Annotated in this window: 20 protein-coding genes and 1 tRNA gene; 5 read left to right on the top strand and 16 right to left on the bottom strand. The window is 70.3% G+C overall.

The features are described from left to right. Positions 1 to 29: 29 nt before the first annotated feature. Complete coding sequence (locus MHY30_RS07560) at positions 30 to 944, top strand: LysR family transcriptional regulator (RefSeq protein ID WP_239276262.1); 915 nt, start codon at positions 30 to 32, stop codon at positions 942 to 944. Here MHY30_RS07560 and MHY30_RS07555 read toward each other — a convergent pair. Beyond that, positions 916 to 1,344 carry a MarR family transcriptional regulator gene (locus tag MHY30_RS07555; RefSeq protein WP_239276261.1) on the bottom strand — a complete coding sequence of 143 codons (429 nt, stop codon included), beginning with the start codon at positions 1,342 to 1,344 and terminating at the stop codon, positions 916 to 918. The genes MHY30_RS07560 and MHY30_RS07555 overlap by 29 nt on opposite strands. Before the next feature lie 143 nt (positions 1,345 to 1,487). On the opposite strand from MHY30_RS07555, the gene MHY30_RS07550 reads away from it, so the two are divergent. Beyond that, positions 1,488 to 1,835, top strand: coding sequence for a hypothetical protein (locus MHY30_RS07550; RefSeq protein ID WP_239276260.1), 348 nt, complete (start codon positions 1,488 to 1,490; stop codon positions 1,833 to 1,835). A 7-nt stretch (positions 1,836 to 1,842) separates the two neighbouring features. On the opposite strand, the gene MHY30_RS07545 is transcribed toward MHY30_RS07550, so the two are convergent. Next, positions 1,843 to 2,652 carry a helix-turn-helix domain-containing protein gene (locus tag MHY30_RS07545; RefSeq protein ID WP_239276259.1) on the bottom strand — a complete coding sequence of 270 codons (810 nt, stop codon included), beginning with the start codon at positions 2,650 to 2,652 and terminating at the stop codon, positions 1,843 to 1,845. 104 nt (positions 2,653 to 2,756) lie between these two features. On the opposite strand from MHY30_RS07545, the gene MHY30_RS07540 reads away from it, so the two are divergent. Continuing rightward, complete coding sequence (locus MHY30_RS07540; RefSeq protein WP_239276258.1) at positions 2,757 to 3,704, top strand: phytanoyl-CoA dioxygenase family protein; 948 nt, start codon at positions 2,757 to 2,759, stop codon at positions 3,702 to 3,704. A 63-nt stretch (positions 3,705 to 3,767) separates the two neighbouring features. Here the strand turns inward: MHY30_RS07540 and MHY30_RS07535 are convergent, their stop codons facing one another. Genes MHY30_RS07535 through MHY30_RS07515 form a run of 5 tightly spaced genes read right to left on the bottom strand, consistent with a single transcriptional unit; the run spans position 3,768 to position 11,059 of the window. Continuing rightward, a complete protein-coding gene (locus MHY30_RS07535) occupies positions 3,768 to 5,828 on the bottom strand; it encodes an alpha-galactosidase (RefSeq protein ID WP_239276257.1) in 2,061 nt (686 codons plus the stop codon). Positions 5,829 to 5,836: 8 nt separating this feature from the next. Then, a complete protein-coding gene (locus MHY30_RS07530) occupies positions 5,837 to 7,162 on the bottom strand; it encodes an ABC transporter substrate-binding protein (protein WP_239276256.1) in 1,326 nt (441 codons plus the stop codon). 47 nt (positions 7,163 to 7,209) lie between these two features. Continuing rightward, on the bottom strand, positions 7,210 to 8,133 hold the full coding sequence (locus MHY30_RS07525) for a carbohydrate ABC transporter permease (protein WP_239276255.1): 924 nt from the start codon (positions 8,131 to 8,133) through the stop codon (positions 7,210 to 7,212). Next, positions 8,130 to 9,053 carry a carbohydrate ABC transporter permease gene (locus tag MHY30_RS07520; protein WP_239276254.1) on the bottom strand — a complete coding sequence of 308 codons (924 nt, stop codon included), beginning with the start codon at positions 9,051 to 9,053 and terminating at the stop codon, positions 8,130 to 8,132. Before MHY30_RS07520 ends, MHY30_RS07525 begins: the two co-directional genes overlap by 4 nt. Next, positions 9,050 to 11,059 carry a beta-galactosidase gene (locus MHY30_RS07515; RefSeq protein ID WP_239276253.1) on the bottom strand — a complete coding sequence of 670 codons (2,010 nt, stop codon included), beginning with the start codon at positions 11,057 to 11,059 and terminating at the stop codon, positions 9,050 to 9,052. The genes MHY30_RS07520 and MHY30_RS07515 overlap by 4 nt, the downstream gene beginning before the upstream one ends. A 161-nt stretch (positions 11,060 to 11,220) precedes the next feature. On the opposite strand from MHY30_RS07515, the gene MHY30_RS07510 reads away from it, so the two are divergent. Beyond that, a complete protein-coding gene (locus MHY30_RS07510) occupies positions 11,221 to 12,234 on the top strand; it encodes a LacI family DNA-binding transcriptional regulator (protein WP_239276252.1) in 1,014 nt (337 codons plus the stop codon). Positions 12,235 to 12,279: 45 nt separating this feature from the next. Here the strand turns inward: MHY30_RS07510 and aztD are convergent, their stop codons facing one another. Genes aztD through aztB form a run of 4 tightly spaced genes read right to left on the bottom strand, consistent with a single transcriptional unit; the run spans position 12,280 to position 16,523 of the window. After that, a complete protein-coding gene (gene aztD / locus MHY30_RS07505) occupies positions 12,280 to 13,494 on the bottom strand; it encodes a zinc metallochaperone AztD (RefSeq protein WP_239276251.1) in 1,215 nt (404 codons plus the stop codon). A gap of 35 nt (positions 13,495 to 13,529) precedes the next feature. Continuing rightward, positions 13,530 to 14,438, bottom strand: coding sequence for a zinc ABC transporter substrate-binding protein AztC (gene aztC, locus MHY30_RS07500; protein WP_239276250.1), 909 nt, complete (start codon positions 14,436 to 14,438; stop codon positions 13,530 to 13,532). 1 nt (position 14,439) lies between these two features. After that, complete coding sequence (locus MHY30_RS07495; protein WP_239276249.1) at positions 14,440 to 15,654, bottom strand: ABC transporter; 1,215 nt, start codon at positions 15,652 to 15,654, stop codon at positions 14,440 to 14,442. A gap of 14 nt (positions 15,655 to 15,668) precedes the next feature. After that, a complete protein-coding gene (gene aztB / locus MHY30_RS07490) occupies positions 15,669 to 16,523 on the bottom strand; it encodes a zinc ABC transporter permease AztB (RefSeq protein ID WP_239276248.1) in 855 nt (284 codons plus the stop codon). A 55-nt stretch (positions 16,524 to 16,578) separates the two neighbouring features. On the opposite strand from aztB, the gene aztA reads away from it, so the two are divergent. Beyond that, positions 16,579 to 17,307, top strand: a complete 729-nt coding sequence (gene aztA, locus MHY30_RS07485; protein WP_239276247.1) for a zinc ABC transporter ATP-binding protein AztA — start codon at positions 16,579 to 16,581, stop codon at positions 17,305 to 17,307. Here aztA and MHY30_RS07480 read toward each other — a convergent pair. The 5 genes from MHY30_RS07480 to MHY30_RS07460 all read right to left on the bottom strand — a co-directional run bounded on the left by MHY30_RS07480 (position 17,295) and on the right by MHY30_RS07460 (position 21,437). After that, positions 17,295 to 17,379, bottom strand: a tRNA-Tyr gene (locus MHY30_RS07480). The two genes, aztA and MHY30_RS07480, sit on opposite strands and share 13 nt — an antisense overlap. A 91-nt stretch (positions 17,380 to 17,470) precedes the next feature. Then, on the bottom strand, positions 17,471 to 18,352 hold the full coding sequence (locus MHY30_RS07475) for a PfkB family carbohydrate kinase (protein ID WP_239276246.1): 882 nt from the start codon (positions 18,350 to 18,352) through the stop codon (positions 17,471 to 17,473). Next, complete coding sequence (locus tag MHY30_RS07470) at positions 18,349 to 18,849, bottom strand: FBP domain-containing protein (RefSeq protein ID WP_239276245.1); 501 nt, start codon at positions 18,847 to 18,849, stop codon at positions 18,349 to 18,351. Before MHY30_RS07470 ends, MHY30_RS07475 begins: the two co-directional genes overlap by 4 nt. 43 nt (positions 18,850 to 18,892) lie before the next feature. Next, positions 18,893 to 19,804 (bottom strand): sugar ABC transporter permease, encoded by a 912-nt coding sequence (locus MHY30_RS07465; RefSeq protein ID WP_239276244.1) that lies wholly within the window; start codon positions 19,802 to 19,804, stop codon positions 18,893 to 18,895. A gap of 1 nt (position 19,805) precedes the next feature. Continuing rightward, the gene (locus tag MHY30_RS07460) at positions 19,806 to 21,437 is read right to left on the bottom strand and encodes an ABC transporter permease subunit (protein ID WP_239276311.1); all 1,632 of its coding nucleotides are present in this window, start codon (positions 21,435 to 21,437) and stop codon (positions 19,806 to 19,808) included. Positions 21,438 to 21,491: the final 54 nt, after the last annotated feature.

The following is a 21,491-nucleotide window of genomic DNA, read 5'->3' as shown; positions in this document are numbered from 1 at the left end:
TATTGTTCGCGAAACCTGAACGGAGCGGGATGTTCGACCTTCGTCGTCTGCGGCTCCTGCACGAGCTGTCGATGCGCGGCACGCTGGCGGCGGTCGCGGATGCCCTCTCGTTCAGCCCGTCGACGATCTCGCAGCAGCTCGCGCAGCTCGAACGCGACGCCGGCGTTCCCCTGCTCGAGCCGGACGGCAGGCGCGTGCGCCTCACGGCACAGGGAGAAGCCCTCGCCGCGCACGCGGCCCGCATGCTCGCCGCCGACGAGGCCGCGAGGGCCGAGCTCGAGTCGCTGCAGCCGTCACGCGCCCCCGTGCGACTGGCGGTGATGCAGTCCGCCGCGCACGGCATCCTCCCGCGCGCTCTGGGCGCCCTCGCCGAGACCGAGCCGGGACTGCGTGTCGAGGTCGTCGAGCTCGCGCCCGAAGAGAGCCTCTTCGAGGTCGCCGCGCGGGGATTCGATCTCGCCGTGGCCGAACAGTATCCGGGGCACACGCGCGAGCAGCGCCAGCTCCTCGAGCGGCGCACGCTCGGAAGGGATGCCATCCACCTCGCCGTCGCGCACGGCGACGACGCCGCGTCGATCACCGACCTGAGCGAGCGGGCGTGGGTGATGGAGCCGGAGGGGACGGCTGCCCGCCACTGGGCGACGCAACAGTGCCGCGCCGCGGGATTCGAACCCGACGTGCGTTTCGAGCTCGCCGACCTCACCGCACACGTGCGCCTGGTGGCGTCCGGTCACGCGGTCGGCATGATCCCGGCGCTGGTCTTCGGGGGCGACGAGCCGGCGACCCGGCTCCTCGACCTCCCCGGGCGGCCGCGACGGGAGATCTTCACGGCGGTGCGGCGCGGTACGGCCGAGCGTCCCGGCATCCGAGCCGTGCGGTCGGCCCTGCAGACGGCGTTCGATGGGGCGACGGGGATCAGCGCGGACCCTGCGCCGCGCGGATGATGCGGTGCAGAGTCTCCGCGAAGTCGTCGGTCGTCGACGCCGGCTCGGCGTCGACGGCACCATCGAGGTCGCGCGCGAAGCGGTCGAGCCGTGACCAGGGCACGGCATCCAGGTCGACCTCGAGGTGGATGTGGTTCATCCGGCGATCCGCGGTGTCGAGTTCGCGACGCACCAGACCGCGCTCGACGAGCCGGTCGACCAGCGTCGTCACACCGGCCGACGTCACGCCCAGGTGGTCGCGCAGTTCGGAGGGCCGGATGCCGGGACGCTCGCGGATGCGCAGCAGTGCCCGCACCTCGGTCTCACTGAGCCGCAGCTCGGCCCGTGTCGCCAGCTCCGCGGAGCGCCGCGCCTCGACGTAGGCGTCGAGCGCGAGGGAGAGAGCGGGACGGGACGACATGGCTCCACAGTATGGGCGACTGCCTAGATCTGTGAATAATTCGGCTCACTATTTAAGACGCTTAAATGATGGTACGGTCACGTCCGCGTCCCGGCACGGGATAATGACGTGAGCGCCGCCCGAGCGCCGAGACGGAGTCCGCCGTGCCTGTACGTGATCTGCTCGACATGCAGCTGCTGGAGCAGTGGCTCGACGAGTTCCGAAGCCTCGGCTATCTCACCGGCAGCGACATCCGTGTGCTGGAGCAGCAGGACGACGCCGACGCCCGTCGCGGACTGATCGTCGTCGACCTGAGCGAGGCGGCGACCATCACGTACCTCCAGCCGATCGCCGGGAGCGAAGGCCGCTGGAAGGCCACGATGGAGGCGCGCGACACCACGATCGAGCTCACGGCGGTCGAGTTGGTGAACCTCGGCAACGAGGTCAATGTCCTCGGCGCGCTGGTGTCCTTCCTGGAGACGAAGTCGCGGGCGCTGCTCGCCTCCTGCTAGCGCCGTGTCACCCTCCGTGGCGACGCCGGTACGCGGCCGGCGCCTCCCCGGTGTGTTCGCGGAACCGGGCGTAGAACTGGCTCAGCGAGCCGAACCCCGCGGATGCCGCGATGTCGGGGATGCCGGCATCCGTCATGAGCAGCAGCTCGCGCGCCCGTGCGATCCTGCACTGCGCGAGGTACTCGCCGACCGTGACGCCCAGAGCCGCCCGGAACACCGACATCGCGTGATGCGGGTGCAGGTGGACCTGCGCGGCGACGTCTGCGACGGAGATGTCCTCCGCCGCGTGACGGGCGATCCACGCCGCCATGTCGGCCACATCCGCCCTCAGGCCTCCGCCAGCGCGACCCGCGGGCGCCGCAGGAGCAACCGCGTGCGCCGCGCGCAGGACGAACGCCTGCACCTCCCCCACCGCGGCGCGGCGCAGGGGGTGAGCCGCCGCCAGCTCGTCGCTCCACGACTCGACGCGGTCGGCGAGGGCCAGCGGACCGACGGCGGTTCCCGCCACCGCGATCTCGCCCGCGAACATCCGCGCGAGGAACGCGCCGGGCAGGCGCCATCCCCGCGCTTGCGCCAACGGAACGGTCAGCCACGCCAGCGCGCTCTCGCCCGAGTCGCGAACGAGCTGGTGCGGGCGCGCCGCCCAGAACACCGCGAGGGCTCCCGCGGGGATGACCACTTGACGCCCGTCGATCAGGTACTCCAGATCCACCGGAGCGGTGTTGAACTCGAGGTCGTCGTGCGTGTGCGCCACCGACATGCGCGGCACCGCTCCCCGCCAACACGCGAGGTCGAACGACGAGATCGCGGAACCCATGATCCGAGTATCCCGGAAGAACCGAGGTCTGTACGCGATGAGATCGTCTTTCTTCGGCTCGTAGCGTGAGGGGACGCCTCGCCGAGGCGACAGAAAGGAACCTCATGACCTCGCTCGCGCCGACACTGCCCTCGGTGTCGACCTCGCCGTACCACCTGACCCCCGAGCAGATCGCGCACTTCGACGCACACGGCTACGTCGTCCTCCCCGGGCGGATCCCCGCCGACCTGCTCGCGCGCCTGCAGGACGCCGCCGATGACTGGATCGCCGCCGGCCGCGCCCTCGGCCCCGACCACCCCGAGGGGCCCGACTACCAGTGGGCCACCCGGGGCGGTGCCCGCCGCATGTTCCGCGTCGACTACCTCCACGGGAAGGGCTCCCCCGCCTCGCTCGAGCTCCTCGGTTCGCCCGCGGTGCTCGGCATCGCCGAGAGCCTCGCCGGCCCCGACCTGGTGCCGACCTACGAATCCCTGGTCTTCAAGGACACCGGCGATGGCGCCGCGATCGACTGGCACCAGGATGCCGTGCACCCCCGTACGCACCGCATCTTCAACATCGACGTCTACCTCGACGCGTCGAAAGCCGGGGAAGGCGCGCTCCGCGTGGCTCCCGGGTCGCACCTCGCCCCCGTCGACGTCTGCCAGCTGCAGGACGAGTTCGGGTGGGACGCACCCGGCGTCGTCCAGGTGGAGCTCGAGCCCGGAGACGTGCTCGTCCACGACGTCATGGTGGTGCACGGATCGGAGGCCGTCACCGGCAACCGTCTGCGCCGCACCATCTACTACGAGTTCCGCGCGGCAGAGCAGATCCGCACGGAGGGGCCCTGGGATGCCGAGTGGGTGGACCGACGCATGCGCCTGCTGCCGCTGGGGCTCGAGGCCCACGCCCGCCGCTTCCCCGACAGCGAGCAGTTCCAGTGGAACGCCTCGCCGGAGGTGCGTCCGCAGATGTCCGGCGACGCCGACGCAGAGCTGCGCATCGCGCACCTCGTGCACTCCCCGGGCTCGTACTGCAGCGCCGGCAGCGTCCCCTTCACCCCCGAGGACGACTGACCGACCCGCGCCCCACGACGAATCGCCCCGTCCCGAACCCGGGACGGGGCGATTCGTCTGTCGTCACAGGGCGACGGCGTGAAGGAGGAGCGCCTCCCCCGGGGCCAGGAGCGGCGCCGTCAGCACGCCCTCGGCGAGCACCGAGCCGGGGAGCTCGATTCCGTTCGCGAGCCACGCGGGATCGGCATCCTGGACCGTCCGCACGGGAGCACCGACATCGCACACCCGCACGCGGTAGCGCCGGGTCGGGTCGAGGCCCGGCAGCGAGATCGGCGACGGCAGCGCCGCCTCGAAACGATCCAGGGCGACGTAGGCGAACAGTCCCTCGGTGCGGTCGGGCGAGACCACGCCGTGCTGCAGCAGGGCAGGGTCGGCATCGTCGGACCGGACGGTCGTGCCCCCGTGCACCAGGGCACGGTGCGTGCGGTACACCTCGGTCCATCGCGCGAGGACGTCGAGCTGAGCGTCGTCGAGCCGCGAGATGTCGGACTCGATGCCGGCGTGCAGGAACAGCGCCGTCGCGAGACGGAACGCCATCGAGGCCGTCCGGCCGGTCGTGTGCGCACGTTCGTCGCCCACGTGGGATCCGAGGAACTCCGGCGGGATGAGGATGCCGGTCCACCGCTGGATCCGCTGACGGGCGAGGGGATCGTTGGTGTCGCTCGTCCAGAACCGGTCGACGCGCCGCAGGATGCCGAGATCGATGCGAGCACCCCCGGACGCGCACGACTCGATCTCGACGTCCGGGTGGGCGGCGCGAAGCGCGTCGAGCAGCCGGTACAACGCCCTAACCTGCCCGCCGGAGTGCGGGACGAGGAGGTCGCGGTTGTGGTCCCACTTGAGCGCCGCGATCGGGTACTGCGTCAGCAGGGCATCGAGACTGTCGAACACGTGCCGCCAGGCATCCGGATGCGTGAGGTCGAGCACGTGCTGCCACCGCCACGACACCGCGTCCGCGGGCGTCAGCATCCAGTCGGGGTGTGCGCGCGCGAGGTCGGAGTCGGCGCTGACCATCTCGGGCTCGACCCAGAGCCCGAACTGCAACCCCGCCTCCGAGACGCGGGAGATGAGAGGACCGAGGCCGTCCGGCCACACCCGCTCGTCGACCGTCCAGTCGCCGAGCGCCCGGCGGTCATCGGTGCGGCCGTGGAACCAGCCGTCGTCGAGCACCAGGCGTTCCGCGCCCACTCGGGCGGCCGCCTCGACCAGGGGCGTGAGCCGCTCGAGCGAGTGGTCGAAGTACACGGCCTCCCACGTGTTCAGGGTCACCGGGCGCGGGCCACGCGGGGCGGCCCACGACCGCACCCACGGATGCAGGCGCGCGGAGAGCCCGTCCAGACCCTCGTCCGACCAGACGGCCACGACCGTGGGGGCGGCGTAGGTCTCGCCCGGGGCGAGCACGTGACCGTCGAGGCGTTCTCCGGCCCCGACCACGGACGCACCCAGGTCGCTGCGCTCGAGCCACACCGAGCGGTCGCCGCTCCACGCGACGTGCGTGGCCCAGACCTCGCCGTGGCGGAACCCGAACCCGGGAGTCCCGACCGTGAACAGGAAAGGATCGTCGTGTCCGCCTCGGCCGTGGCGCGTGTCACGCGCCCACACGCCGTGGCCCGGACGCAGGCGCTGCGGCTCGCGCTCGCCGGCCCAGCGGCCGGTGAAGTCGAGCACCTCGCGGGCCCGCGACGGCACGGGCAGGAGGGCGGCGAGGGCGCGCACCTCGATGTCGGCGGGGCCGTCGTTGCGCACCCGGCGGTCCACGAGCAGAACGCCCTCGGGGCTGAGGGCGTACCGCAGTTCGATCCGGGCGCCGCCGAGGGCGAGCATCGTCAGGACGGCGTCGCCGTCGCGGCCGGTCCCGATGTGGCGGAGCGCGGCGGCGTGGGGGGAGATCTCGACGGCGGGACGCCCGGTCCAGCCTTCCGTGAGGAGAGGGACGACGCTCACCCGGAACGGGCGGTCGATCGAACTCGGGGCGATGGCGGGTGCGCTCGCGTCGGCCAGGGCGGTGAGGGCGGCGGTGTCGAGGTCACCGAGGGCGCGGCCCCAATGCACCACGACCGGCGCCGCCGTGCCGCGGGCGTCGATGATGAGGTCGACGCCCGCGGCGCGGAGGTGATGGATCATGCCCGCGGTTACTCCGCGACCGGAATCGACTGCGCCTCGAGGGTCGCGATGGTCTTCTCCTGAGCGGAGGCCAGTGCCTCGGCCAGAGTCCCCGAACCGGCGACGGCCGACTTGAAGCCGTCCGACACGTCGGCGTACACCTGGGTCATGGTCGGGCCCCACACGAAGTTGGGGTCGACCTGGCCGGAGGCCTCGGCGAAGACGTCGTAGATCTTCTGGTCACCGTAGAAGGGCACGCCCTCCTGCAGCGACGGCAGCGACAGGCCGTCCTTGGTCGCGGGGTAGATCGCCGCGGTCGTGTTCAGCGACGTCAGGGCTTCCTCCGACGTGTTGAGCCACAGCGCGAACTTCGCCGCCTCGTAGAGGTGCTCGGTCGACTTGAACACCGCGATGGAGGATCCACCCCAGTTCCCCGCCGCCGACTGACCGGCCTCCCACTGCGGGCTCTGCGCGACCGACCAGTTGCCGGCCGTGTCGGGAGCGCCGCTCGAGATGGAGTTGGCGCCCCACACGGCGGAGTTCCACGTCCACACCTCACCGGTGTTGTAGGCGTTGTTCCACTCGTCGGTCCACGCCGGGTACGACGAGACGAGGTCGTCTTCGATGAGACCCTGCCAGTAGTCGGCGACCTGGGTCGAGACGCTGTCGGTCAGATCGACCTGCCACGCGTCCCCGTCGTTGGCGAACCACTGCCCGCCCGCCTGCCACACGAAGCCGGCGAACTGGTTGATGTCGCTCTGCGAGAAGTTGGTGATGTATCCCCCCAGCTCGCGGATCTTCACGGCCGCCTCGCGGTACTCGTCCCACGTCGTGGGAACCTCGATGCCGTTCTGGGCGAACAGGTCGCTGCGGTAGAACAACGCCATGGGGCCGGCGTCCTGCGGCACACCGTAGACCTCGTTCTCGGTGCCGAGCGTTACCTGCTTCCAGGTCCAGTCGACGAACTGGTCCTGAGCGGCGACGACCTCTTCACACGCGCCGAGGTTCGCCAGTCCGTCCTGCACGCGGAAGTTCGGCAGCGCGTCGTACTCGATCTGGCCCAGGTCGGGGGCGTTCCCCGCCTGCAGCTGGTTGAAGAAGTTCTGGTACGTGCCGGCGTTGCCGGAGGGGCCGGTCTGCACCTCGACCTGGATGTCGGGGTTCTGCTCGTTCCAGATCGCCACGGCATCCTCGATGCCCGGGATCCACGAGGTGAACGTGAGCGTGACGTCCTCGCCCGCGGGGGCGCACGACGCCGCGTCGCCGCCGCCGGTGCTCGACGCCGAGCATCCCGCCATGACCAGGGCGCCCGCGGCGAGCAGGGCGACACTGACCGCTCTCTTCTTGTGCTGCATGATTCCTTCTCTCGGTTGGCCCGTCGGTCGCGCCGACGGGAGGTTCGTTACTTGAGGGCCCCCGTGCCGAGCCCGGTGCGCCAGTACCTCTGGAGCAGCAGGAACGTCACGATGAGCGGGACGATGGAGATGAGTGAGCCGACGAGCACGTACGTGCGCAGCTCGGGGAACTGGTTGATCGTGGAGTTCCACGCGTAGAGGCCGTACGTGACGGGGAAGAGCTCTTCGCTGCGCAGCATGATCAGCGGCAGGAAGAAGTTGTTCCAGATCGAGACGAACTGGAACAGGAACACCGTCACCAGCGCGGGGAACATCAGGCGGATCGACACCGTGAAGAACGTGCGCACCTCCCCCGCCCCGTCCAGGCGGCTGGCCTCGAGGAGCTCGTCGGGCACGGATGCCTCGGCGAACACCCGCGCCAAGTAGACGCCGAAGGGGCTGACGATGCTGGGCAGCAGCACCGCCCAATAGGTGTCGGTGAGCTGCACCTGGCTGAACAGCAGGAACAGCGGCAGGGCGAGGGCCGTCGCCGGCACGAGGACGCCGCCGAGGACGGTGTTGAAGATCGCTTCGCGGCCCGGGAACCGGTACTTCGCCAGCGCGTAGCCGCACATCGCGGCCACGATGGTCGCGATGACACCGCCGACGCCGGCGTACAGGGCGCTGTTGGCCAGCCACTTCAGGTACACCCCGTCGCGGTAGGTGAACAGCTGCGCCACGTTTTCGAAGAACCGGAAGTCGGCGAACCACAGCGCGTTGGTGCTGAAGAGCTGTCCGCGGTCCTTCGTGGATGCCACGACGAGCCACCACAGCGGAATGAGGAAGTAGAGCGTGAAGATCGACATCACGACCATGGCCGTGGTGCGCGACACGATGCTTTCGCGCGGGCCGGTCGCCACGGGACGCCGCGCGGCGCGCCGGCCCGTCGTGAGCGTGCGGGTGTCGGTGGGGTGGGGGGCGAGCGCGCTCATGACTGGACTCCACGACGGCTGAGACGGAGGAAGGTGAACGACAGCACGAAGGTCGCCAGCGCGAGCACGACCGAGAACGCCGCGGCGAGGGAGACGTTCGGGATCGAGCTGGTCGCGTAGATCGTCATGTTGGGGGTGAAGGTGCTCGTCACCGCCGAGCTGAACGACCGGAAGGTCTGCGGTTCGGCGAGGAGCTGCAGGGTTCCGATGATCGACAGCACGCCGGTGAGGACGAGAGCGGGCCGCACGAGCGGGATCTTGATGGACCACGCGATGCGGGCCTGACCCGCCCCGTCGATGCGTGCGGCCTCGTAGATCTCCTGCGGGATCGCCAGGAGCGTCGAGTAGATGATGAGCATGTTGTAGCCCACGAACACCCACGTCACGACGTTGGCGATGGACCACAGCACCAGGTCGGCGGACAGCAGGTCGACGTTGGCGGTGACCGCGGGGAACGGCGACAGGTTCGGGGAGTACAGGAACCCCCACATGATCGCCGCGATCACTCCCGGCACCGCGTAGGGCACGAAGAACGCCAGACGGAAGAACCGCTTGCCGCGCAGCAACGGCGAGTCCAGCAGCAGCGCGAACAGGAGCGCGAGTCCCAGCATCACCGGCACCTGCACGACACCGAACAGCAGGACGCGCCCGACGGACGTCCAGAACGCGGTGTTCTGGAACACCAGTGCGTACTGGGCCAGCCCACCGAACACCTCGCGGGCCTGACCGAACGTGCCGTCCCGCTCGACGACGAGCAGAGATTTCCACACCGCGTAGCCGATCGGCACGAGGTAGAAGAGCACGAACAGCACCACGAACGGGGCGATGAAGGCCACGATCGCTCCCTTGTGGGGGATGCGGCGGCGCACCCGGGGCGTCGATGCCCCGGCCGGTGCCGCGGTGGCGACGGGAGCGGTCATGAGTGGTTCTCCTCTCGGACGACGCGCACGGCGCCGGGGGGAACGGGCAGTCGTCCGTCGACCGCCGTTCCCGTGACGAGCTCGGCGCCGCGCACGTCGGCGACCAGCTCGGTGTCGCCGTGGTTGACGACGAAGACGTACGACGCGGTCTCGCCGCGCCGCCGCACGATCTCGCACGCCCCCGGGGCATCGACCTCGACGGGCGGGCGGACGCCCGCCTCGCGCGCGATCGCACCGAGCCGGTCGGCGAGGGCGGCGGGCTCCAGTTGCGTGGCGAAGTACCAGGCGTTCCCCCGCCCGTGGGCATTGCGCGTGATCGCGGGCGACCCGGCCGCCGGGCCGTCGACGAAGCGGGCGACGGTCTCGGCCGTCGTCGCACGGAGGCGTTCGCTCCAGAGACGGGAGGCCGTACCGTCGTCGAGCGCGATCCCGACACCGGGGGCGACGGGCGCGAACTCCTCGACGTGGATGCCGAGCGCCTCGCGCAGCGGACCGGTGTAGCCGCCCGCCCAGATGCGGTCGTTCTCATCGACGATGCCCGAGTTGAAGGTGACCACGGCGGTCCCGCCCGCATCGATCCAGCGGGTCAGGACGGCCGCCTCGTCGGCGCGCAGGAGGTGGAGTCCCGGTACCGCGACGAAGCGGTAGGCCGACAGGTCGGCGCCCGGTCGGACGATGTCGACCGTGAGGCCCTGGAGGTGCAGCGCGGCGTAGACCGCGTGCACCTGCGTGAGGTATCCGACCGCCTGGCTCGGACGGCATTCGGTGTCGGTGGCCCACCACGCCTCCCACGAGAAGACCAGCGCGGCATCCGCCACCACCCGGGAGCCCGCGACCTCGCCGAGGCGGTCGACGATCCCTCCGAGTTCGACGACCTCGCGCCACACCGCGGAGTCGGTGCCGGCGTGGGGCAGCATCGCGGAATGGAACTTCTCGGCGCCCTGCACCGACGCCCGCCATTGGAAGAAGCACACCCCGTCCGCGCCGCGCGCGACGTGCGTGAGAGAGTTGCGCAGCAGCTGGCCGGGCTCCTTGGCGAGGTTGAGCGGCTGCCAGTTCACCGCCCCGGTGGAGTGCTCCATGAGGATCCAGGGCGCTCCCTCGGCGAGGCCGCGGCTGAGGTCGGCGGCGAAGGCGAGCTCGCTCCGGGGGTCGCCGAGCCGGTGGTCGAGGTAGTGGTCGTTGGCGATGACATCCATCTCGGCGGCCCACGACCAGTAGTCCATGTTCTCGATGTGCGCGGTGACCATGAAGTTCGTCGTCACCGGGCGGTCGCTGAGACGGCGGAGCACGTCGGCCTCCGCGCGGTACTGCGCGAAGACGGCGTCCGAGCTGAAACGGTGGAAGTCGAGCAGCTGACCGGGGTTGCGGGCCGACAGCGCCGCCCGCGGCGGCAGGATCTCCTCCCAGTCGTGGTACGTCTGGCTCCAGAAGGCGGTCCCCCACGCGCGATTCAGTTCGCTGATCGACCCGTACCGCTCGCGCAGCCAGAGGCGGAACGCCGCGGCGCTCTCGTCGCAGTAGCAGAGGGCGTTGTGGCATCCCAGTTCGTTCGAGACGTGCCATAGCGCCACCGCCGGGTGCGCTCCGTAGCGGGCGGCGACCGCTTCGACCAGACGCAGGGATGCCGTGCGGAAGATCGGCGAGCTCGGGCACCAGGCCTGACGCCCACCCGGGTACCGGCGGGTCCCGTCCTCGGCCATGGGCAGCACTTCGGGGTAGGCCCGGCTCAGCCACGCGGGGGCCGACGCGGTGCCGGTGCCGAGGTTGACGCGGATCCCGGCGTCGTGGAGTCGCTGCAGGATGTCGTCGAGGGCGGCGAAGTCGAACGCGTCGGAGGCCGGCTGCAGGTGGGACCACCCGAAGATGTTGATCGCGACGAGGTCGACCCCGGCCTCGCGCATGAGACGGATGTCCTCGTCCCAGACCTCGGGCGACCACTGCTCGGGGTTGTAGTCGCACCCGAAGGCGATGCCCTCGTGAGTAAAGGTGGTGCGATCGGTCATCCTGCTCCTCGTTCTGTGAACGTGCACAGATTCGAGCGGATGCCTCACCGTCGAGGTTCTGTGAACGTACACAGAGTGACATCCCGCGTTTTCCGCGTCAAGGCTTCGTTACCAATCTGTGCTCGTTCACAGAGGGCCCCTCCTCCCCCTAGGATCGGGGCGTGGAAACGGAGCGTCGGCGTCGCGCGACCGTGAAGGACGTCGCCCTCGAGGCGGGCGTCTCGCGGGGCACGGTGAGCCGCGTGCTGAACGGGCAGCCGTACGTGTCGGAAGACGCCCGGTCCGCGATCGAGGCGGCCATCGCGAAGGTCGGATTCGTTCCCAATCGCGCCGCGCGGAGCCTCGTGATGCGCAGCTCCCAGGCGATCGGCCTGATCGTGCACGAACCGCACTCGCTGTTCGTCGAGGACCCGAACATCGCGTCCATTCTGCTGGGGGCCAACAGCGCCCTGTCCGAGGCCGACTACCAGCTGTCCTGCCTCATCGCCGACACCCCGCGCGACGTCGACCGGCTCGCGCGTTACCTCAGCGGCGGACTCATCGACGGTGTCATCATCGTCTCGGCCCGCGTCGGCGACCCCATCACGCGCGCGGTCGTCGAGCTGGGTCTGCCCGCCGCCTTCGTCGGAAACCCTCGCGACATCGGCGATGCCGCCCACGTGGCGATCGACAACCGGGGCTCTGCGCGCGAGATCACGCGGCGGCTCGTCGGCACGGGCCGTCGCCGCGTCGGCATGGTCGCCGCGGCCCTCGACCGCGACTCCGGCGCCGACCGCCTCGCCGGGTTCGTCGACGCCCTCGGCGCCGGCTTCGATCCGCAGCTCGTCGAACGCGTGCCGTTCTATTCGTTCTCCGACGGCAAGGCGGGCATGAAGCGTCTGCTCGACCGGGCTCCCGATGTCGACGGCATCTTCGCCTCCAGCGACGCCGTCGCCGCCGGGGCGCTGGAAGCCCTGCGCGAGGCGGGGCGCCGCGTGCCGGACGACGTCGGCATCGTCGGCTTCGACGACAGCTCGTGGGCGTTGCGCTGCGACCCCCCGCTGTCGACCGTGCACCAGCCCGCCGACCAGCTCGGCAGTACCGCCGCCCGCGCCGTCCTCGCCCAGCTCGACGGTCAGACCTTCGACGCCCCGATCCTGCTGGAGAGCCCGATCGTCTGGCGCGAATCGGCGTGAGCGCACGAAACCGCCCCGGGAAAGTCCCGGGGCGGCTCGTCGCACTCAGCGCGTGAGGGCGATCTCGTTGGGCGTCACCTCGAGCGTCGCGCTCGTGAGAACCTCGCCCGTGGTGAGGCCGACCGCGTGCACCATGTTCTTGGCGGGCTCGGTCACGTAGGCGATGTCACCGCTGACCTTGATGGCGGGGTGCGCGTCCTGCCACTCGGCCGGACCCTCCCACGCGTCGATCACCGGGAACGCGTCCGTGAAAGCGCCGGCCTCGGGGTCGAAGACGTGGATCGAGCCGTCGGAGGCGAGGATGTAGCCGAGGTCACCGGGGCCGCGAGCGAGGTCACGGAAGGTGTACTCCGCGCCCTCGGGCATGTCGACGACGGTCTGGGTCTTGGCTGCGGTGTCGATGAGGGCGATGCGGTTCAGCAGGTAGCCCTCGGCATCCCGGTCGTCCTTGTAGTCGCCGATCACCAGCGGGCTGGTCTCGCTGACGAACAGGTTGCCGGTGCGCCCGTACGGCTGGTCGGGAGCGTCGAGCTTGGTGATCTCGCCGTCGTCGAAGAAGAGCGCGCCGTTCTCGCACCCGAACACGACGACCTCGTCCTGAGCGGTGCCCTCACCGTGAACGCCGGGGCAGTCGGCGCTCTCGGCGACGGTCGCACCCGACGGGTCCTTCACGACGATGCCCGTGCGCCCGTCGGCGTTGCCCACGGTCGTAACGAAGGAGCCGTCCTCCAGCACGATCGACACACCGTGGTGCGCCTCGACGCCCGGGATCGTCTCGGTCTCGGGGAGTTCGTCGGTGGATGCCAGCAGGGCGTCGGTGTCGAACACGGTCGTGTCGCTCGTGCCGTCGGCGTACAGCACCGTCTTGCCGCCGTGGACGACGACGTGACCGGCCTTCTCGGCGGGGAACACCAGGTCGGTGAGGACGGGCTCGTCCTGCGCCGTCCCGGCATCCAGCACCTGGAAGCCGGCGGTGGTGGTCACCATGACGTGCCGACCGTCGCCGGCGGAGTTGAGCCGCGTGAACTCCTCGGAGTCGACGTCGCCGACGACCTCGAGCGTCTCGCCGTCGAGGACGACGATGCCGCCCGGGTACGACAGCGCGACGCGGGTTCCGGTCTCGTCGGCGGCCGACGACGACGAGCCGGGGGCGGGAGCGGCCGAACCGCCGCCGGCGCCGCCGGAGCACGCGGCGAGTCCGACGGTGGCGCCGACCGCGAGCGCGAATACGCCCGCGCGTCGGAGGGGAAGGGTGCGCATGTGATTCTTCTTTCTTCTCTGGGGTGGCCGGGCGCTCAGGGCGACAGGCCGGTCGCGATGCGCTCCGTGTTGACGCGCATCATGGTCAGGTAGTCGGGGGCTCCCCCGGTGGCATCCGTCAACGACTCCGTGAAGAGCTCGGTGACGGTCACGTCCACGTCGGCTTCCTCGGCGAGCGCCTTCATCAAGCGGTCGGGTTGCGACGACTCGGCGAAGATCGTGCGCACCCCCGCCTCGTCGATCGCCGAGACGAGATCGGCGAGATCGCTCGCGCTCGGGGCCGCGAGGGTCGTCCCGCCAGGGATGACGGCGCCCACGACGCGGAACCCAAAGCGCTCGGCCAGGTAGCCGAAGACGTGGTGGTTCGTGACCAGGGCGCGCCGAGCCTCGGGGATGGCGGCGAAGGCGGTCATCATGTCGGCGTCGAGGGCTTCGAGGGCCTCGCGGTAGTCGGCCGCGCGCGCGGCGATCGCGGCGGCATCCACCCCGTCCACGCCTTCGAGGACGGGGACCAGCGCGTCGACGACGGCGATGGTCTGCGCGGGGTCGGTCCAGAAGTGCGGGTCGTCCGCACCCCCGGCGTCGGTCGAGGTGTACGGCAGCACGTCGACGACGTCGCCCGCGACGAAGGCGGCCACACCGGCGTCGGCGGCGGCATCGAGGTGCTGCTGCAGGCCCTCCTCGAGCCCCAGCCCGTTCGAGACGACGAGGTCGGCCGAACGCACGCGGGCCGCCTCGGATGCCGAGATCTCGAACGAGTGCGGATCGGCGCCCGGGCGCATGAGGGTCAGGACCTCGACGTCGTCGCCGACGAGGTTCGACACGACGTCGCCGAGGATGTTCGTCGACACCACGACGAGCGGGCGCTCGCCCTGGCTGGATGCGCAGCCGGTGAGCAGCGCTCCGGCGAGCAGCAGCGAAGCCGCGAGGCGGGAGAGTTTCATATCAGCGTCCCGTCTCGGCGAAGAACACGGGCGCGGAAGCGGTCTCGAACTCACGGGCGAGGCGGGAGTTGTCGGCGAAGTCGATCTCCCACAGCCGTCCCTCCGCCGGACCGTTGAGGTACGCGCGTTGCTGGTCGGCCACGAGGGTCACGGGGTCGCCTGCGGCGAGGCTCGCCCCGACCAGGGGAACGGATGCCGCGCGTATGGCGCCCGTCTCGCCGTCGAGCACGAGCACGCGCCCGTCGGGGGTCAGTGCGAGCACGTTCGCGTCGGCGTCGTCGACCGCGGTGACCTGGACGACCGGCTCGGGCACGGGAAGGAGCGTCCACGTGCGGGCGCGGGTGTCCAGCATCCAGATGCCGGCGTCGCCCGCGAGAGCCGCGACGCGGAGACGCCCCTCGCGGTTCGCGAAAGTCGTGGCCCGCGGTGCGTTCACGCCGTCGGGATACGGGATACGCTCCACGACCGGCCGCTCGTCCTCGACGTGGATGAGGAGCGCGCCGTCCTGGCATCCGATGATGGCCCCCACGCGGGTGGTGAGGGTCCCGGCGGCGGCCTCGCACGCGACCGGCTCACCCGTGGTGGCGCCGTCCGCCGTGTGCAGCGTCACTTCGTCGCCCGCGGCGACCGCGGCGAACGATCCGGCGGGCACGACCATGCCGGGTCCGGGCTCGCGTGAAAGACGGAAGGACTCCACGAGCCGCCCCTTCGAGAGGGCCTCGGTGTCCAGCAGCACGGCGTCGCCGGACTCGGGGAAGAACACGCCCGTTCCGCCGGTGGTCGACGAGTTCGACGTCGCGACCGTCGCCGCCCCCGCCCCCTCGACGTCGCCGAGGACGCGCGCCTCGGCGCGGTAGTAGTGGAAGTGGTCGACGTGATCCCACGTCCACACCCCGCTGTCGACGACCGAGACGCCGGTCTCGTCGATCGCGAAGAGGTAGCGGCCGTCGCTGTGGACCGCGCGCGGGGCACGGACCGCCCCGAGCTCCACCGTCGTCTCGTCGAGGAGGTCGAGGTGGGACACCTGCCCCTGGGCATCGATCGAGGTGAGACCGAGCGCCGGTTCCGCGAGCTCTTCGGCCCCGGCGATCTCGCCGTGGGTGTCGGGGGCCGGTTCGGTCACGGATGCCGTCGGACCGTTCGCCGCGCACCCGGTCAGCGCGAGCACCATCGCGAGCGACAGGACGAAAGGACGAAGGGGAGAACGGTGAGACATGGAGGCTTTCTGCATCAGGCGGGGACGAGATCGGGCGCGACCAGGCGGCGCCGAACGGTGTCGATCCCCGCGCGGAGGACCCAGGACACGCCGGCTGCGGCGATCGCGGTGGCGGCGATGGTGGCGCCGGCGGCGGTGGCCGCGTGCCACGAGACGAGAAGTCCCGCGCAGACGGCGGCCGAACCGATCACGGCGGCGAGTGCCATGGTGGTGGGGACGCGCTCGGTCCACTGCCGGGCGGCCACGGCCGGGGCGACCAAGAGGCCGACCACGAGCAGAGAGCCCACGGCCTGGTACGAGGCCACGACCGCGAGGGTCACCAGCCCCACGAGCACGGTCTGTGCGACCCGGGGACGCAGTCGCAGAACGCGGGCGACACGCTCGTCGATCGCCAGGGCCACGAGAGAGCGGTGGAAGAACGCCGCGGAGGCCACGCCCACCGCCGTGGCCACGACGAGCACGACCAGGTCACCGGTCCCGACGGCGAGGATGTCACCGAACAGGATCGCCGTGGCATCCGTCGCGAAGCTTCCGGCGTGGGAGATGACGATGACGCCGAGGGCCAGCATGCCGACGAACAGCATCCCGATACTCGTGTCGTAGGACAGCCGCGCCCGACGCTGCAGCACGCCGATGCCGAAACTCATCACCACGGCGCTGACGGCTGCGCCGAGCAGGACGGGGAGCCCGAGGACGGTGGCCAGCGCCACCCCGGGAAGCATGCCGTGCGCGAGCGCTTCGCCGAGAAACGCCATGCCTCGCACGATCACCCAGGTGCCGGCGACCGCGCACAGCACGGCCACGAGAACGCCGCCAAGGAGCGCGCGCTGCACGAACTCGAGGGAGAGGGGATCGGTGAACCACGGCACGGGAGTCGACCGTATCCGTAATGAGAACGATTCTCAAACTCATACAATGGATGCCATGCCCCCGATCACCCGACTCTCGCCCGCTGCCGCACTGCGCGGCATCCGCGTCGACTTCGATGACACGCGCGCGGTCGACGGCGTCGATCTCGACATCGCTCGGCACGCCCTGACCGTGGTGGTCGGCCCCAACGGCTCGGGCAAGTCGACGCTCATCGAGGTGCTCGCCGGAGCGCGCGCCCCCTCCGCGGGCACGGTCGTCGTCGACGCGCGGGCGCGCGCGTTCGTGCCGCAGCGCGCCGCGGTCGCGGAGCGCCTCCCGCTTACCGTGCGCGACGTCGTGGTCGTGGGCGCTTGGGGGCGCGTCGGAGCGATGCGCCGCCTCGACCGCGAGGCCCGAGCCGCCGTCGATGACGCGCTGCGCCGCGTCGACATGACGGCCCTCCACCGCCGGCCGTTCGCCACCCTCTCGGGCGGTCAGCGTCAGCGCGCCCTCCTCGCGCAGGGCCTCGCCCGCGGCGCCGACCTGCTCCTGCTCGACGAGCCGACCACGGCCCTGGATGCCGCCAGTGCGGCGCTCATCCGCGACGCGATCGCTGACGAGACGGCGCGCGGCACCGCCGTGGTGTGCGTCAGCCACGACGACCGGCTCATCGCCGAAGCCGACGTCGTCGTCCGGATGGAGGCCGGCCGGATCATCGGGCAGGAACCCGGGCGGGGAAGGCGCAAGAAAAGCGAAAAGCCCCGGTCTCCCGGGGCTCTTGCTGGTGTTGGTGGTGGCGAGTGAGGGATTCGAACCCCCGAATGCAATGCAGTCTGATTTACAGTCAGATCCCTTTGGCCGCTTGGGTAACTCGCCAGGTGCGCACCCGCCCGGCTTTCACAGTCGACCAGAGGCGCGATCACCTACCTTACCCTCCCCGAGGGCATGGTTCCAACACGGGGCGGGGTCACTCCGGGATGCGCAGGAGCGCTCCCTCGCTGCGGCAGGTCGCCGCGGCCACTTCCATCGCACGGTCCAACACGAAGCCCCAGGATGCCTCGTCCTCGGGCAGGCCCTCGCGCACGAGCGCGACGGTGGTCGAGAGCACCGCGTCGCCGCCGCCCATCGTGTCGACGATGCGGCCAGGGAGGTCGGCGATACCGCGCGAGACCGTCATCCCGTCCGCGTCGATCGCGGCTCCCCCGGCGCCGTAGGTGGCGAGCACGGCATCCACGCCGAGGCCCGTCAGCTTCTCGCGCAGGTCCTCCAACGGGCCGCCGTAGAGCAGCTGCGCGTCATCCTCGCCGACCTTCACCAGCTGCGCGCGGGCGGCGGCCTTCTCGAAACCGCGCACGAACGCGTCGCGGTCGTGCAGCATGCCGGCGCGGGGGTTCGGATCGATCGCGAGCGACGCGGACGCCGAGCCCACGGCATCCAGGAGCGCGTCCGTCTGCTCGGCGTCGTCGAAGGGGAAGCAGCTGACGACCACCATGGTCGCGTCGGCCAGCGCCTGGCGCTCGGCGTCGCCGTAGTGGACGCGGCGGTTCTGCGCGGCGTCGTTGAAGACGTACTCCGGCTCGCCGCCCGCCGACCGCGTGCTGACCGCACGCGACGAGCCGTGCTCCGACGGACTCGGGAGCAGGTCGACGTCGTACTCTGCGAGGTACGCCCGGATCTGCTCGCCCGCGGCGTCGTCGCCGACCATCGCGATGAGCGAAGCGGGCACGCCAAGGCGCGACAGCCCCACCGCGACGTTCAGCGCCGCGCCACCGACGAACTCGCGCACGCCGTGGTCATCGCGCAGCTCGTCGATCAGGGCGTCGCCGATCACGACGACGCGCCCGCTCACCGCTCCACCCCGGCCGTCTCGAGCACCCGCTCGACGAACGCCTCGGTACGGCGTTTCGTGCCGTCGATCTTCATGTCCACACTCCCGCGGATCTCACTCGGCGCCAGGGGCATCGCCAGGCGCACGTTCTCGTGGCACGACAGGTCGGCGCACATGTACGTTCCGACCGTATCGCCCTGCTCCCCCGCGGCCCCGGCTTTGCGCGCCGTGAAAAGCGCCACCTGGTCGCCCGGCTGCATCGTGTGGCACAGATTGCACATCGCCGACCGTGCCCGCGACTGCCCGTCGGCGACCCGGAGAACCACCCCGGTCGCTTCCCCGTCGCGTTCGGTCACGAGATAGCCGCGGCCCCGGGTGCGGGGATCCCGCCACGCCCAGAAGTCGAGGTGATCCCAATCGGTCAGTAGGAAGTCGTGCGGCAGAGCCACGACTCGCAGCTCGTCCGGTGCGGCGTTGACGAACGCGTCGCGCACCTCGTTCTCGGTGAGTGCTCGCATGGCATCCGAGTCTAGAAGCGCGCGAAGCGCGACGGGCCGGGGCTCACTTGACGCTGCCGGCCGTGAGCCCTCCCACGATGTAGCGCTGCAGCGCGAGGAACAGCGCCATCGGCAGGATCGCCGCGAGCACCGCCCCGGCCGCGAACACCGACCAGTTGGTCGCCGTCTCCTGCGACACGAACTGGTAGAGGCCCACCGCGAGGGTCTGCTTCGCGGGATCGACGAGGATCACGGATGCCAGCACGAAGTCGTTCATCGTCGCGATGAACGACAGCAGCCCCACGACCGCCAGGATCGGGGCCACCAGACGCAGGATGATCGTGAAGAAGATGCGGGCGTGACCGGCACCGTCGATCTTGGCGGCCTCGTCGATGGATGCGGGAACGGTGTTGAAGAAGCCGTACATCAGGTACGTGTTCACCCCGAGCGCGCCGCCGAGGTACACCATGATGAGCCCGATCTGCGTGTTCAGTCCGATCGCGGGGAACACGTCGGCGATCGTCGTCATGAGAAGGAAGATCGCCACGAACGCCAGGAGCTGCGGGAACATCTGCACCAGCAGCAGGCTCAGCAGACCGAAGCGTCGACCCGTGAAGCGCATGCGCGAGAACGAGTACGCGGCGAGAGCACCGAGGAAGACCGTCCCCGCCGCGGTCGCCAGCCCGATCACGAGAGAGTTGACGAACCAGGCCGCGAACGGCTGCTGCGGCAGAGAGAACAACCGGATGAAGCTGTCGATGCTGAACGTCTGGAAGAGCCCGTTCGCGGTGAGCAGGGTTCCCCCCGGGTTCAACGCCGCCGACAGCACGTACAACAGGGGGAACGCCGAGAAGATCAGCATCGCGATGCCGACGAGGTGGCGCCACCCGGTCTGTCGGAACCAGGTGCCGAACGACCGGCGAGGCGCCGGCGCCGGACGACGGGGACGGGTGACGGTCGCGGTGTCGGTGGCCATGTCAGTTCAGCTCCTCGAGAGCCTTGGTCTGGCGGAACCCGATGTACGAGATCACGCCCACGAGCAGGAAGATGACGATCGAGAACGCGCTGGCCAGACCGAAGTCACGCAGCTGGCCGACGAAGGCGACCTTGTAGACCATCGAGATCAGGATGTCGGTGGCGCCGGCGTTGATCGCGGCATCCGCGAATCGCGGTCCGCCGCCGGTGAGCATGTAGATCAGGTTGAAGTTGTTGAAGTTGAACGCGAACGACGAGATCAGAAGCGGAGCCACCGACACCAGCAGGAGCGGGAACTTGATGTGGCGGAAGACCTGCCACACACTGGCGCCGTCCACGCGCCCCGCCTCGGTGATGTCGTCGGGGATGGACTGCAAAGCCCCCGTGCACACGAGGAACATGTACGGGTAGCCCAGCCACAGGTTCACGATGAGGATCGCGATCTTCGCCAGCAGCGGATCCTGCAGCCACGGGATCGAGGCCCCGCCGAGGATCGCCTGGTTGATGAACCCGAAGTCCTGGTTGAACATGCCGGCCCACACCAGCGCTGACAGGAAGGCGGGGAACGCGTACGGCAGGATCATCACGACGCGGTAGTACTTGCGGCTCTTCATGCGCGGATCGTTCAGCACGATCGCGAGGAAGAGGCCCAGCACGAACGTCGTGGCCACCGACAGGAACGCGAAGACGAACGTCCAGATCGCCACCGCGACGAAGGGGCCGCGGATGGACTCCTCCGTGAAGGCGCGCACGAAGTTGTCCGCGCCGACCGTCACCACCCACCCGGGCAGAAGCTCGGTCCCGTCATCGGCGGTGAAGGCGCCCGTGCCGGTGTCGCGGTACACCGTGCCGTCGGTGGTGTCGGTCATCGTGTCGGCCGCGGCATCCCAGGTCAGGCTCGACGTGAACAGGTACGCGTTCGAGCCGTCGGTGGTGCGGAGGAACCCGTCGTTGGGGTCGTCCGAGACGGGAACGGCGATCGCGCCGATCTCGGCCTGATTGGCGATGATGCTCGCGAAGTCGAGGCTGGTGTAGCCGTCCGCCGACACGGCGCGCCCGCTGGAGAACTCCGCGTCCACGGGCTCGAGGGCCTCGTCGGTCGTGCCGACCAGAGCGTCGCCGGTCTCGGGGTCGGTCACCAGCAACGAGAACACGCCCCCCTGCTCGACGACGGTGATGGGGTAGGTCGCCGAGTCGGCCACGCGCGTCTGCGACTGCAGCAGAAGCGCGTTCACCGCATCGTCCTTGGTCGAGTTGTGGCCCGAGCCGTAGTTCGTGAAGGCGATGTAGACCGTGTACACGACGACGAAGATCTGAAAGATCAGCAGGAAGATGAGCCCCGGCGTCAAATACTTCGCCGGCAGCAGACCCGGGGTCAGGTAGACGACGTTGACGCCGACCGCGATGAGCGCGACGGCCGCGGCGACAGCCCACTGTCCGGTCCCCGCGAGCACCATGACGGCGTACACCGCGGCCGCGTCGATCATCGCCAGCGCGACGATCTTGACCAGCCACACCTTCCAGCCGGCGGACGCGGCTTCGGCGTAACGCTCCGCTCGGCGGCGGCGACGCTCGGCGGCGGGATCGGGTCTCTTCGCGGCGGGCGCGTCGGATTCGAGGAGGGGAGCCGTCATCGTTGAGGCCTTCTGCGTCAGGGGGACGAAGTCCGGGGGGTGGGGGAAGAAGGG

This window comes from Microbacterium sp. ACRRU (genome assembly GCF_022346945.1).
GTDB classification, from domain to species: Bacteria; Actinomycetota; Actinomycetes; order Actinomycetales; family Microbacteriaceae; genus Microbacterium; species Microbacterium mcarthurae.
Note: the sequence above shows the minus strand (reverse complement) of the source record. Positions and strands in the feature narration are given on the sequence as shown.

Excerpts from the sequence above, each read along its gene's own strand:
- aztC (WP_239276250.1), bottom strand. The coding sequence starts at position 14,438 with ATGAAACTCTCCCGCCTCGCGGCTTCGCTGCTGCTCGCCGGAGCGCTG.
- MHY30_RS07560 (WP_239276262.1), top strand. The coding sequence starts at position 30 with ATGTTCGACCTTCGTCGTCTGCGGCTCCTGCACGAGCTGTCGATGCGC.
- MHY30_RS07540 (WP_239276258.1), top strand. The coding sequence starts at position 2,757 with ATGACCTCGCTCGCGCCGACACTGCCCTCGGTGTCGACCTCGCCGTAC.
- MHY30_RS07515 (WP_239276253.1), bottom strand. The coding sequence starts at position 11,059 with ATGACCGATCGCACCACCTTTACTCACGAGGGCATCGCCTTCGGGTGC.
- MHY30_RS07530 (WP_239276256.1), bottom strand. The coding sequence starts at position 7,162 with ATGCAGCACAAGAAGAGAGCGGTCAGTGTCGCCCTGCTCGCCGCGGGC.
- MHY30_RS07465 (WP_239276244.1), bottom strand. The coding sequence starts at position 19,804 with ATGGCCACCGACACCGCGACCGTCACCCGTCCCCGTCGTCCGGCGCCG.
- MHY30_RS07535 (WP_239276257.1), bottom strand. The coding sequence starts at position 5,828 with ATGATCCATCACCTCCGCGCCGCGGGCGTCGACCTCATCATCGACGCC.
- aztA (WP_239276247.1), top strand. The coding sequence starts at position 16,579 with ATGCCCCCGATCACCCGACTCTCGCCCGCTGCCGCACTGCGCGGCATC.
- MHY30_RS07470 (WP_239276245.1), bottom strand. The coding sequence starts at position 18,849 with ATGCGAGCACTCACCGAGAACGAGGTGCGCGACGCGTTCGTCAACGCC.
- MHY30_RS07460 (WP_239276311.1), bottom strand. The coding sequence starts at position 21,437 with ATGACGGCTCCCCTCCTCGAATCCGACGCGCCCGCCGCGAAGAGACCC.
- MHY30_RS07545 (WP_239276259.1), bottom strand. The coding sequence starts at position 2,652 with ATGGGTTCCGCGATCTCGTCGTTCGACCTCGCGTGTTGGCGGGGAGCG.
- aztD (WP_239276251.1), bottom strand. The coding sequence starts at position 13,494 with ATGCGCACCCTTCCCCTCCGACGCGCGGGCGTATTCGCGCTCGCGGTC.
- MHY30_RS07495 (WP_239276249.1), bottom strand. The coding sequence starts at position 15,654 with ATGTCTCACCGTTCTCCCCTTCGTCCTTTCGTCCTGTCGCTCGCGATG.
- MHY30_RS07525 (WP_239276255.1), bottom strand. The coding sequence starts at position 8,133 with ATGAGCGCGCTCGCCCCCCACCCCACCGACACCCGCACGCTCACGACG.
- MHY30_RS07520 (WP_239276254.1), bottom strand. The coding sequence starts at position 9,053 with ATGACCGCTCCCGTCGCCACCGCGGCACCGGCCGGGGCATCGACGCCC.
- MHY30_RS07555 (WP_239276261.1), bottom strand. The coding sequence starts at position 1,344 with ATGTCGTCCCGTCCCGCTCTCTCCCTCGCGCTCGACGCCTACGTCGAG.